The organism is Liquorilactobacillus ghanensis DSM 18630 (assembly GCF_001435235.1).
GTDB classification, from domain to species: Bacteria; Bacillota; Bacilli; order Lactobacillales; family Lactobacillaceae; genus Liquorilactobacillus; species Liquorilactobacillus ghanensis.
Window position 1 is genome coordinate 383168 of the sequence record NZ_AZGB01000018.1, and the last position, 13312, is coordinate 396479.

Below are 13312 nucleotides of genomic sequence, written 5' to 3' on the forward strand. Positions count from 1 at the left end.
TGGTAGTACCACGACACCAACGACCGGGGGAACAACGAGTACTACGGTGCCAGTAACGAGTGGAACAACGACGACGGGTAGCACTACAACGTCAACAACCGAAGGAACAACGAGTACTACGGTGCCGGTAACGAGTGGAACAACGACGACTGGGAGTACTACAACGTCAACGACCGGGGGAACAACGAGTACTACGGTGCCAGTAACGAGTGGAACAACGACGACGGGTAGCACTACAACGTCAACAACCGAAGGAACAACGAGTACCACAGTGCCAGTAACAAGTGGAACAACGACGACGGGTGGTAGCACTACAACACCAACAACCGATGAAACAACGAGTACCACAGTGCCAGTAACAAGTGGGACGACGACAACTGGCAGTACCACGACACCAGCAACTGGAGGAACAACGAGTAGTTTTGCAAGGCATTCAACAACAAGCAGTAAGCAGGGAAATCTAGGGTATGGAACGACCACGACTACAGGAGATTCGTCTCAAAAAAATGCTAATACTAGTTCACGATCATCATTGCCACAAACCGGGCAGGTTCAAGATACGTGGGCGATAGTTGCTGGAATTTTGGCAATCGTGATTGCGATTGGCGGTTTAATATTTGTTAATAAAAAACAAATTAACTGATAAATTACTATTTTGAATATAAGAAAAAGGCGGAACTTTGTATGTAAAGTGCCGTCATTTTTCTTCTTACATACTAGAGGAAGATAAAAATGAAATTAAATAAGTGTTTAAAAGTTAGCAGATATTTACTTGCCTTCATACTGCCAATTTTTTTATTAGCAGTAGCCTATTATTTAAATGGCATTTATTGGGGTAGTCCACGCAGTATTCTAGCAAGTGATTCTTTTACGCAAACAATTAATTTTTATGATAGTTTCCACGATGTGCTTCATGGAAAAGCGAATTTTTTTTATAATTGGAATGCAGCTTTTGGTTTGAATTATTTAGGCTTATATAGCTACTATTTGGGTGGACCATTGACTTTTTTAGTCTATTTTTTTGGGAAAGCCCAGATGGTTGATGCTGTCTATTTATTGACATTATTAAAATTCGGCTTAATGGGATTAAGCGGGTATTGGTTTGCCAAGCGGACGTTCAATTTGGCTGATTGGCAGCAGCACATTTTGGCTTTATGTTATAGTCTGCTTGCGTTTGGGGTAGCGTATGCTGAACAACCAATGTGGCTGGATACTTTATATATTTTGCCCCTGGTTATAGCTGGTGTTAATGATTTGATTGCTACTCAGCGTAGAAGATTGTTATTTGCGGCTTATGTTTTATTATTCCTTACTAATTTTTATTTAGCTTATATGGTTGGTATTTTTTCTTTACTGTATTATCTATTGATTTCTTGGGCACAACGAAAAATTACTTGGAAAAACGCAGGTAACTATTTTTGGACAGTGATTTGTTCACTTTTAACAGCAAGCTGGCTGCTTTTACCAGTAATCAGTTTTTTACGTCGGACGCACGAACCGTTATCAAAGCTTACTGGCTTTTTTACAGATAATGCTGGTCTTTGGGATTTAATAATTAAAAATATGGTCGGAGTCTACGATACGACTAAATTCGGAACGGTACCATTTGTTTATGTTGGGATTTTGCCGTTGTTATTAGCGATTTATTTCTTTGTAAGAGCTGACATTAGTTTACGAGAGAAAATCAGCTATGTTTTATTGTTAGCTAGCATTGCATTAGGGTTCTATTTACAAATTTTTAATTTATTGTGGCAAGGTTGGCATTTCCCATCTATGTTTTTGTACCGCTACAGTTTTTTATGGTCTTTTTTGATTTTTCTTTTAGCTGGCAAGGCTTGGGAAAAAGTAAAAACTGATCCACGTTTAATCAAAGTAGGGTCAGCTTGGGTCATAATTACGGTTTTAGGTTATTTAGGCAGTTTTGGACATTATCATTATGCTGGAAATACTAATTTTATTATTACGCTAGCTTTAGTAATCATTTATTCATTTTTATTAAGCCGTCCTTCTGGAAACTATGAATTGGGCAAGAGGATTTTGCTAGGGTTATTGGTAATTTGTGAGCTGACGTTTAATGCTTTTAGTTTGCTTCATGGCACGAGCAATGAATGGCATTATCCTGATCGTAAATTATATACACAAAATTATTCAGAAATAACAGCTGATTTAAAACCATATCGTCAATCAGCTACCCCTTTACGTGCAGCCAATTTGGATGAAGGATCACAAAATGATGGCTTAAATTATGGTTATAGTACAGCCGACTTATTTTCCTCAATACGCAACCGGCCATTTGAAGCCCAAATGAATCACTTGGGTTTCAAATCAGGTGGAAATAATTTGAACTTTGCATATGCGAATAATACTTTGATAATGGATAGTCTAATGGCTATCAAATTAAATTTAGCGCGTGGTTCGATCAACAAGTATGGTTTCTCTTACCGCACATCAGCTGGAGAAAACTTTCATGTGTATCAAAATAAACTTGCTCCGGGAGTAGCTATTTTAACGGATGCTAATTTGCAGCGATTGCATTTGACCGACAACGTTCTAAAAAACCAGAGTCAGTTGTTAAATGCAGTTAGCAGTTTACCTGCCAATACTAAGTATTTTACTTCCACTACACCTCAGCTGACATTGGTAAGCAACTCACAGGTAACTAAAGACAAACACCATTTTTATTTAAATACTAGTAGTGATAATGCACTGCAAACCTTAACTTGGAAAGTAAAAATTCCAGCTGGTCGTCAAGCTTACTTTGATTTATCTTTGCTTGCTGGACAAGGAAATAGTTGTAATGTTGTTTTAAATGTTCCGCAGCGTAACTTGCTTCGGCAGGTCGATTTGAATATGTCAGGTCAGTTTTTTGATTTAGGTTACTATTCGCATGCACGGACAATTACATTTACAACTAAAATTTACGGCAGTCATCAGCTGACTTTTGAGTTGCCGAAAGTAGTTTTTTTAAGCACGCATAAGTATCGTCAAGCGACTGATAGGATGAAAGCACGAACAGTTAAATTAAAATATCAAAAAAATCAAGTTAAAGGAACAGTCAAAACAACGCATCGGTGGCTGTATACATCGATTCCGTTTGATCCGGGGTGGCATGCTAAAATTAATCAGCATACTGTTAAGGTTCAGACAACGGATGGCCTTTTCGTGGCATTGCCTTTGAAAAAAGGAATCAATCGGATTCAACTAAAATTTATTCCGCAGGGGTTTTACCTAGGAATAGTTTTGACTGCTGCTGGTTTAGTGCTTTTTGCATTTGGTGAATTAGACATAATTGGTAGATGGACCAGAAAACACCATATTTGTGAAAATAATACCAATTGTAAATAATTTAATATTTTTGAGAATTGAAATAAGAAAAGATACTGATATTGATTAACTTACTAATTTATCCTGATGGCCATAGCAAGTTTTTATAAAATAGTGAATTTTAATTGTTTTTTCGTTATAATAAGGTTATAATTTAAAACAAGATTTTTGAACGGCCTAAATTTAGTTAAATAATTAGGGATGAGTTGGTAATAAATTGTTTAATTCCATATATATAGCTATCAATATTGTTGAATTAGGAGCATGAGTTAAACTTAATATTGAAGTTAAGCTGTTTTAAGAACAATAGTTGATTTGTTTGAGTTATATTTAGGAGAAAGTAATGAATGAGGCGTTTACGTTAAGCTTTATTATACCGATTATGAATATTTGTTTTTTATTTTGCAAATTTCATTTTTCAAAGTTATATGAAGCCAGTATTAAACATGATGTTTTTCGATATGCGATAGTGGTGATATTTTTTTTGGTCTTTAATTTTGTTGTTGCAACTTTTTCTTTAAAATGTTTTCAGCTTATTTGCTTTCAATATACGGTACCAGTTACATCTTTTTTTCTAGATGGCAGGAATCATGGATACTTTATTTTTCTGTTAGTGCCGATTGCGCTAGCCTTGTCACTATCAGTTGATAAGATGCTGTCATCGAAAGTATTGCTGGTTCTGATTGCAGAAGCAATCGGATCTTTAGTGTTTTGTGAACTAATGCAGTTGCTGACTAATCTGGATGTTTTTTCTAAATATATAATTTCAATGCTGATGGTCAACATCATTACGCCGATTGAAAACCAGTATAAGTGGAATTTAGTGATCAACAATCAACTAGTAAAGGTTTCTTTGCCAATTTTAATTGGTTCTATTTTAATTACAGTGAGTGTCTGTCTTTATGTGACTGCATTACAACGGAAAGAATCGTTGATAAAAAAACTTCAGTACGAAACAAATCATGATAATTTAACCAACTTATTAAATTACCGAGCTTTTTCAAATTATATAATTAAGATCTCTACGGATACCAGTGCAGTATATACGATTCTGATGCTGGATTTAGATAATTTCAAGGGTATTAATGATAGATTTGGACATTTAGAAGGGAATCACTTACTGGAAACATTTACTGCTAAACTCAAACACTTTTTTCTAGACAAGTATCCAACAGCAGTTAAAATTTTCAGGTTCGGCGGTGAAGAATTTTGTTTGGTTCTAAAAGATGTTTCGATTGAAGAGGCCTATACCCAAATCTGGGAGTTTGAGGAACTATTAACAGCTAAGGGTTATTCCACTACCACCGGGCAACAAGTAAAGGTTTCTTTTTCTGGCGGTGTTGCCAATACGGATCAAAAAGCCAATATTCATGAAGCAATTCGAAACGCAGATGCTGCTGTTTATCTAGCTAAAAATAACGGACGAGCACAGATTATTTGCCCAGATTGTGTAATTGATTAAGTTGCTGATTATTGATTAAATCACGCCACCAAAATCCCTGTTGCAAACAGATTCCATGGTTTAAAGCTAACTCAGCTTTTTCCATACAATCGATCCCCTCGACGACTAATTCTAGCTGTTCGTGTTGAGCCAGCATGTGGAAGAAAGTTAGCAATTCAGCTAATAATTTGGTATTCAGTTTTTGAAATTTTAGAATAGAAAGTTTGACTCTTTTGAAGTGTTCCAACTCGTGCAAAAGTAATTCCAAAGTATTTTGTCCACTGCCAATATCATCAAAGGCTAATTTATAACCAAGTTGTTCCAATTGACACAATTGGTTACTAAAATAAGGCCTTTGTTTAGTAGTAAGTGGTTTTTGTTCAGTAATTTCAATAGTTAATTGCGAGTGGTACTTCGCCATTTCGCTTAAAAAAACATGAGTGCTGGGATAAATCAATTGTTGCGGATCAAGATTAACTGAAATAATTTTAGCAGGTTTTTTAAGCAGCTCTTGAGCTAAAACTTTTTTTAACCACTGCATATAAATAGTATTATTTGTATCATTTTGGGTAATCAAATTAAATTCATTTAATGGAAATTGATTAGACTTTTTAGAACGCAGTAAAAACTCATAGTCAGTTATTTTGAAGTTAGAAGCATTAATAATTGGTTGCAACTCAAAAGAAAATGAGGTTATTAAATTATTGATGTGCGATTCAAAAATTTCATCCATGGTCTCCTCCAGCAATAACAGTAATTATAGTAATTATACACTTTAACATAGGTTATCGGCTAAAATTAAGAATGATTAATTATTGTTCAAATAGTTTATGGGACTTTGTAAGATGAAGAACAATTTTGGCAATTTAGCAAACAATTTGTAGAGCAAAAACAGATATTTTAAAGAGGGCTGAAAAGATAGCAACAGAAATTGACCAAAAGCGCAATTAAAAACTAAATTGTGTACGCTTTATATATTAAGATTGAAGAATAATCGCTGGTAACTTAAGCTTGATGAAGATAGCGTAGGAAAATCAGGCCAGAAAAGTTTGTTCTGGGTTATAATTTATCCGCTGCAATCACTTCTATGATACACTTGTGATACACAAGTTCTTAAGGAGAAGGTGAATCAAATATGACTCGGCGGGAAAAAATCCTGCAGTATCTGCAATCACACTCTGGGACAGCTTCAACTGGTTTGACGACCAACGAAATTGCTCAGGCACTTGATATTTTACGATCAAACGTCAGCAAGGAACTAAATAATCTGGTACGACAACAGCTGGTTTACAAACTTAAAGGTCGACCAGTTCATTATTTACCGGTGACAGCAACAAAAGCAGTTGCTAATACGACAATGGCCGATCATCCTCAGCTTGAACAGGCACCAACAATTGGGTTTGCTGGCCAAGCCAAAATCAATTCATTTCCGACGACTGAGTATGATAATCGGAATGTTTTCGATAAGATGGTTGGTAGCCATGCAAGTTTGAAAAGCCAAGTTGAACAAGCTAAAGCAGCATTGCTTTATCCGCCCCATGGATTGAATACTTTAATTATTGGGCCAACCGGTTCAGGAAAAACATACTTTGCCAACACGATGTATCGTTTTGCGCGAGCTGAGGGATTAATTAAGGATCAGGAATTTGCTACTTTCAATTGTGCGGATTACGCACATAATCCGCAGCTCTTGATGTCGCATTTATTTGGATATGTTAAGGGGGCATTTACTGGTGCCGATGAAGATAAACCTGGTTTGATCGAGCAAGCTGCCGGGGGGATTCTATTTTTAGATGAGGTTCATCGGCTGCCGCCAGAAGGCCAAGAAATGATTTTTTATTTTATGGATCATGGTACTTATAATCGCTTAGGTGAAACTGCCAAGACACACCACGCTGATGTTCGGTTGATTTGTGCTACAACGGAAAATCCAGAAAGCGCTTTACTTCAAACTTTTGTCCGCCGAATTCCAATTTTAATCCAATTACCACCGTTTAATCAGCGGACACCAAAGGAAAAACTGCAATTATTAGAACAATTACTGACGTTGGAGGCTAATCGTATTCACAAAAACATTCGTTTGAATGAGGATGTTGTTCAAGCTTTGTTAGGGAGCGTAACTTATGGTAATGTTGGCCAACTTAAGTCGAATATTCAATTAGTTTGTGCCCAAGGATTCTTAAATAGTATCCAAGATGAAAATGAGATTATTTTGAAATTTGAACAATTGCCAACGAATATAAAAGACGGTTTATCCAATTTAGCTGGCAATCGGGAAGAATTAGGCAAGCTGACGCGTTTACTAGAGCCAACGATGCTGATCAAACCAGATGCACAACGTGATGTTCCACAAATTGATAGTTATGAATTACCCTATAATTTATATGAAGTTATCGGTGATAAAGCGGCTTTGCTAAAAGATGAGGGGTTAGATCAAGCAACGATTAATAATTTTATTATGACTGACATTAATCTTCATTTAAAATCCTTTTATCATCAAGGTCAGTTTAATAAAGCTGAGGATCGGCTTAATGAAATTGTTGATCAGGAAATTATTGATTTGACCAAACAAATTCAGCATTTCCTACGACAGCAGCAGTATCCGGTTCGGGAAAACTTTATATATGCGATGAGCTTGCATATAAGTTCATTTATTAAACGTGTCCAAGCCGGTAAACCATTGCGAGAAGTTTCAGCTAACTTAATCTCTTTGGTGCATGATTATCCGGCGGAATTAAAAATGGCAGGTCAAGTCAAGGAGTTAATTGGCAAACATTACCATATACCAATTCCTGAATCTGAAGTTTACTATTTAGCGGTTTTATTGGCTTCTTTACAATTAGCACCTAAAACTGGAAAAGTTGGGATCGTTGTTGCAGCTCATGGAAAAAGTACGGCAACTTCCATGTCACAAGTAGTTTCGCAATTATTATCTGTTAATAACATCGCTGCTTTTGATATGCCACTGGAGATGAGCCCTAAAAGTGCTTTATTGGGAATTGCGCAGCAAGTTAAAAAAGTGGATCAGGGTAATGGCGTTTTATTATTGGTCGACATGGGTTCTTTGAGTACTTTTAGCGAAAAATTGACGGACATGACTAATATCCAGGTTAAAACAATCGATATGGTAACAACGGCAATGGTTTTAGAGGCAGCTCGTAAGACAGCTTTAATTGACAGTGATTTGCAGACGGTGTCGCATGAATTGCAGGAGTTTGATGGTTATTCGCGAACCCCTAGCGGTTATGAGAATAAACCATCAGTTACCGAAACGGCAAATGAAACCGCTACAGATCAGCGGCATAAAGCAATTGTAGCAATTTGTTCGACCGGTCAGGGAACAGCTCAAAAGATTAAGAATATGCTGGATAAACTTCTAATTGATAATTTGATTGAGGATGTTAGTGTAATCCCAATTTCAATCGTTAATATGAAGGAACGGCTTAAACAGATTCAGCAGGAATATCAGATTATTGCGACGACAGGGGTAACTAAACCTGATATTGCTGCACCGTTTATTTCGCTCGAAAGTCTGCTTCAAGGTGGGAGTGAGGCTTTCATTAATATGATCGATCAACTAAGCGGTGAGGATCAATCAGCTCTAATGATGTTGGAAGATTCACCACAGGTAGCTGAACAATTGGCTGAAAAGTACCTGGGCCAGTATTTCACGTTTATCAATCCGGCTAAGATCATCAAGGTTTTGGATAGTTATTGTGATTTTGTTGAACGCCGACAACAATTGACTTTGAAAAATTCATTTAAGCTTAGTTTGATTATGCATTTGGCTGGCGCAATTGAACGCTGCTTAACACATTCACAAATGCACGTGGAGCAAAAACAAATAGCAAAATTACAGAATAATCAGCTTTTCCAAATAATCACGCAGGCTAACGATATTTTACGAGAAACTCTCAATTTGAGTTTAACGGCTGCCGAAACGTATTATATTTATCAATTGATCGATACAGAAATACAAAAATAATGATACACTAAAGATACACTATCTTTAAGATAGTGTATCTTTTTTAATTTTACAATAAGGATTGCTGTTCTAGCGCTCTTGAAAACGATACACAAAAGTTGGCATGTTATTTGCTTATAAGATAGTGTAGTGTTGTCAGGTGGAGCAAATCAGTAATGCAAAACTGGTAGTTGTGAATTTTAACTGCTTTTTGCAAAATCAGTAATTTAGGATTTGGTGATATGAATGCCGATGGATATTCGGTTGTTACGAATCGATAGTCGTTTATTGCATGGTCAGGTCACAACCAATTGGGCAAAGGTAACTAAAGTTAGTCGGATTTTGGTTGTTTCAGATGAAGCAGCTCATAATGCTATTCGGCGAACTTTGATGTTTCAAGCAGCACCACCGGGAATTAAGGTCAATGTTATGCCGGTGGCTAAAATGCTTAGTATCTATTGTGATCCGCGTTTTGATTTCTTTCGGGTTTTGATTTTAGTTGAACGGCCGCGTGATGCTCAACGTTTAATTGCCGGAGGACTCAAAGTATCCAAAGTCAATATTGGTGCATTGAGTTTTGATAGCAGCCGGGTAATGGTAACCGATACGATTGCCGTTAATCAGGAAGATGTCTTGGCATTTAAATGGATGCATCAACATGGAATTCAATTAGATGTTCGCAAAGTTTCAGGAGATAATTCCAAAGATTTGTGGAAGTATCTGAAAGATAAAAAGCTGATTTGATGTGAAAGGTGGTGAGAGTTCCAACGACAGGCATTTTTTGGCGATCAAAGAATGCGCGACACTTTGCAACCCTTAACCTTTTGAGGGAATAAATTTTAGGAGGTATTAAACATGGTAGGAATTATCCTAGCAAGTCACGGCGGCTTTGCTGAAGGCATTCACCAATCCGGGTCAATGATCTTCGGCGAGCAGGAAAACGTTGCAGCTGTTACGCTGATGCCTAACGAGGGTCCAGATGATGTCAGAGCTAAGATGGAAAAAGCAATTGCATCGTTTGATGATCAAGATCAGGTTTTATTTTTAATTGACCTCTGGGGCGGAACACCGTTTAACCAGGCCAATAATTTATTGGAAGCACACAAGGATAAGTGGGCAATTGTAGCTGGAATGAATTTGCCAATGGTAATTGAAGCTTATGCCTCAAGATTATCAATGAATTCAGCCCACGAGATTGCTTCACATATTATTGCCACAGCTAAAGATGGGGTAAAGGTCAAACCAGAAGAATTGCAGCCCAAGACCAAAGCAGTTGCTAAAGCAGCTCAAGGGCCGCGTGGCCGATTGGCACCGGGAACGGTTGTTGGTGATGGTAAGATCAAATATGTTTTGGCACGGATTGATTCACGTTTACTGCATGGACAAGTTGCTACGGCTTGGACAAAGACGACTCAGCCGAATCGAATCATTGTGGTTTCAGATAATGTTGCCAAAGACGAGCTGCGTAAAAAGCTGATCGAGCAGGCAGCTCCGCCAGATGTCAAAGCAAATGTTATTCCGATTAAAAAATTAATTGAAGTTGCTAAAGATCCACGTTTTGGCAATACTAAAGCATTGCTGTTATTTGAGAATCCTGAAGATGCTTTGCGGGTAATCGAAGGCGGCGTTGATATTAAAGAATTAAATATCGGTTCGATGGCGCATTCGGTCGGGAAAGTTGTTGTTAATAAAGTATTGTCTATGGGACCTGAAGATGTGGAAACATTTGAAAAACTGGCAGAAAAGGGCATTAAATTTGATGTTCGAAAGGTTCCAAATGATTCACATGGTAATATGGATGAATTAATTAAAAAAGCCAAATCTGAATTAGCTGCAGTTAAAGATTAATTGTAGTTATCAGATAGATTTAACTGAAGAAAAAGGAGGATTATCATGTCTGCTATATCGATTATTCTAGTTGTCATCGTTGCATTCTTTGCAGGGATGGAAGGTATTCTGGATGAATTTGAATTTCATCAACCACTAGTAGCATGTACTTTAATTGGTTTAGTAACCGGTCAACTGATTCCGTGTGTTATTTTAGGGGGACAGTTGCAAATGATTGCTTTAGGTTGGGCAAATATCGGCGCTGCGGTTGCTCCTGATGCTGCTTTAGCTGCTGTAGCTTCTGCTATTATTTTGGTTTTAGGCGGTCAAGGTGCTAAGGGTGTTGGAACGTCAGTTGCGATGGCGATTCCATTGGCGGTTGCCGGTTTGTTCTTAACGATGATTGCCCGGACATTAGCTGTACCGATTGTTCATCTCATGGATGCCGCAGCTGCAGAAGGAGATACTCGTAAGATTGATTTTTGGCAGGTAGTAGCGATTTGTATGCAAGGTTTGCGGATTGCAATCCCTGCAGCAGCTATGATGTTTATTCCAGCTACAACTGTTAAAAACGTTATGGAAGCAATGCCTTCATGGCTAACCGATGGTATGACCATTGGTGGTGGTATGGTTGTTGCTGTTGGGTATGCAATGGTTATCAACATGATGGCAAGCCGCGAAGTTTGGCCATTCTTTGCAATTGGTTTTGTAGTAGCAACAGTTACAGATTTGACTTTAATTGCAATTGGTGCTCTGGGTCTTGCATTAGCCTTTATTTACCAAAACTTGTCGAAAAAAGCTGCTAATGGCGGCGGCAACGGTGGTAATGGTGGTAACGGTGGTAATGGCGGCGATCCGTTAGATGACATTTTGAATGATTACTAATTTAATGAAGGAGGAATAAAAATGGCAGAGAAGAAAATTCAACTGACTAAAAAGGATCGTTTGTCCGTTGCTTGGCGTTCTACCTTCATTCAGGGTTCTTGGAACTATGAACGTATGCAAAACGGTGGCTGGTGCTATGCTTTGATTCCAGCTCTTAAAAAACTTTATCCTAAAAAAGAAGATCGCGCGGCAGCTTTGAAACGCCATATGGAATTTTTTAATACTCATCCGTACTTAGCGTCACCAGTTATTGGTGTTACGTTGGCATTGGAAGAAGACCGTGCTAATGGTGCTCCAGTAGATGATGTTGCTATTCAAGGTGTTAAAGTTGGTATGATGGGACCATTGGCTGGTGTTGGTGATCCAGTATTTTGGTACACGGTACGACCGATTTTGGGTGCCTTAGGTGCTTCACTAGCAATTAGTGGTAATATTGTCGGACCAATCTTGTTCTTTGTTTTATGGAATATTATTCGTTGGGCATTTATGTGGTATACGCAGGAATTTGGCTATCGAGCAGGTTCAAAGATTACAGACGATTTATCAGGTGGACTACTTCATGATGTTACCAGTTTAGCATCTATGATGGGGATGTTTGTTTTAGCCGCCTTAGTTGAGCGCTGGGTATCAATTAAATTTACGCCGGTTGTTTCACAAGTTAAATTAAGTAAAGGCGCGTATATTGACTGGGATAAGATTTCAATGACTCATTCTGGACTGCAAAAAGCGTTTACACAATATCAAAACGGTTTAGCACTTAGTCCAACTAAAGTTACAACATTGCAAAATAATTTAGATTCATTGATTCCGGGCTTAGCAGGTTTACTGTTGACCTTCTTATGCATGTGGCTTTTAAAGAAGAAAGTTTCACCGATTGTCATTATTTTAGGACTTTTCGTAGTTGGTATTGTAGGGCATGTTATTGGTTTGCTTTAAAAATAAACTTGCTTGAGATGTAATGAAATTTTGCTGTGCAAGTTATAGTAAGTAATTAGGTCTGTGATAAAGCTTATCATGGACCTTTTTCTTAATAATCAATACATTACAGTAATTTTCAATTTTGATTTATAATTACCAATAGTAATGTTTGCGGTAAAGGAGGACTGAAAATGGTACAATCGCTTAATACGAAAGTTGAACTGGTAATGGATTCAACTTCTTTTCTGGGATTGAGTGATTACGGTAAAGTAATGATTGGCGATCGGGCTTTTGAATTTTATAATTCACGAGATAAAAGCAAATACATTCAAATTCCTTGGGAGGAAATTGATTACGTAGAAGCTGCTTCAGTACTAAAGGGAAGATGGATTCCCAGATACGCAATTAATACTAAGAAAAATGGTCGTTATATGTTTTCTTCGCGGCACCCTAAAGAAGTTTTGCGATCTATTCGTGACCATCTGGGACCAAATAAAATGTTTCACTCGTTGACTTTTTTTCAGATTATTATGCGAGGACTGAAAGTAAGCAAAGATAACTGGGTCAAAAAGCACCATCACAAGTAGTGAAGGATATTTTTAAAGGATTTCCAAAAAAAGGAAATCCTTTTTTTGTTGGGTTTTTACGATGAAATGATTTTTATTTTGGCATAGATTATCGTGACAGCGGGTACATTACTAATAAAATTTGTTTTTTTTGATGTAGTGTTTGATTATTGCTCAAGTGATACATAGAGGCTGTGAGTTTTTGTTGAATTTAGTCTTGACTTATTATTCAGTCAAAGGTAATATTAAATACGTTGCTGTTGAGCAACTAAGCTTTTAAAAAATAAATATTTCAAATTAGTTCTTGACTGATTATGATTTATGTTATATAATTTAAAAGTTGTGTTATTAAAGCAGTAGACCTTTGAAAACTGAACAAAGTTTCGA

10 protein-coding genes are annotated in these 13312 nt (G+C 37.2%); 9 read left to right on the forward strand and 1 reads right to left on the reverse strand.

Features of this window, described 5'->3' with window-relative positions:
- The 3 genes from FC89_RS09130 to FC89_RS09140 form a co-directional block, all read left to right on the forward strand.
- A partial coding sequence (locus FC89_RS09130; protein ID WP_201780768.1) for an LPXTG cell wall anchor domain-containing protein occupies positions 1–643 on the forward strand: 643 nt, incomplete at its 5' end.
- A gap of 89 nt (positions 644–732) precedes the next feature.
- Positions 733–3345, forward strand: a complete 2613-nt coding sequence (locus tag FC89_RS09135) for a YfhO family protein (RefSeq protein ID WP_057872240.1) — start codon at positions 733–735, stop codon at positions 3343–3345.
- A 463-nt stretch (positions 3346–3808) separates the two neighbouring features.
- Complete coding sequence (locus FC89_RS09140; RefSeq protein WP_162258276.1) at positions 3809–4786, forward strand: GGDEF domain-containing protein; 978 nt, start codon at positions 3809–3811, stop codon at positions 4784–4786.
- Here FC89_RS09140 and FC89_RS09145 read toward each other — a convergent pair.
- The gene (locus FC89_RS09145; RefSeq protein WP_057872242.1) at positions 4758–5498 is read right to left on the reverse strand and encodes an EAL domain-containing protein; all 741 of its coding nucleotides are present in this window, start codon (positions 5496–5498) and stop codon (positions 4758–4760) included. The genes FC89_RS09140 and FC89_RS09145 overlap by 29 nt on opposite strands.
- Positions 5499–5900: 402 nt before the next feature.
- On the opposite strand from FC89_RS09145, the gene FC89_RS09150 reads away from it, so the two are divergent.
- The 6 genes from FC89_RS09150 to FC89_RS09175 all read left to right on the forward strand — a co-directional run bounded on the left by FC89_RS09150 (position 5901) and on the right by FC89_RS09175 (position 12946).
- Entirely contained in the window at positions 5901–8750 is a 2850-nt protein-coding gene (locus FC89_RS09150) for a sigma-54-dependent transcriptional regulator (RefSeq protein WP_057872243.1), read from the forward strand.
- A gap of 231 nt (positions 8751–8981) precedes the next feature.
- Positions 8982–9473 carry a PTS sugar transporter subunit IIB gene (locus tag FC89_RS09155; protein ID WP_057872266.1) on the forward strand — a complete coding sequence of 164 codons (492 nt, stop codon included), beginning with the start codon at positions 8982–8984 and terminating at the stop codon, positions 9471–9473.
- A 111-nt stretch (positions 9474–9584) separates the two neighbouring features.
- Positions 9585–10577, forward strand: a complete 993-nt coding sequence (locus FC89_RS09160) for a mannose/fructose/sorbose PTS transporter subunit IIA (protein WP_057872244.1) — start codon at positions 9585–9587, stop codon at positions 10575–10577.
- Between the two features lie 45 nt (positions 10578–10622).
- A complete protein-coding gene (locus tag FC89_RS09165; protein WP_057872245.1) occupies positions 10623–11441 on the forward strand; it encodes a PTS mannose/fructose/sorbose transporter subunit IIC in 819 nt (272 codons plus the stop codon).
- A gap of 21 nt (positions 11442–11462) precedes the next feature.
- A complete protein-coding gene (locus FC89_RS09170) occupies positions 11463–12377 on the forward strand; it encodes a PTS system mannose/fructose/sorbose family transporter subunit IID (RefSeq protein ID WP_057872246.1) in 915 nt (304 codons plus the stop codon).
- 173 nt (positions 12378–12550) lie between these two features.
- Entirely contained in the window at positions 12551–12946 is a 396-nt protein-coding gene (locus FC89_RS09175) for a DUF956 family protein (protein WP_057872247.1), read from the forward strand.
- The last annotated feature ends 366 nt before the right edge of the window (positions 12947–13312 follow it).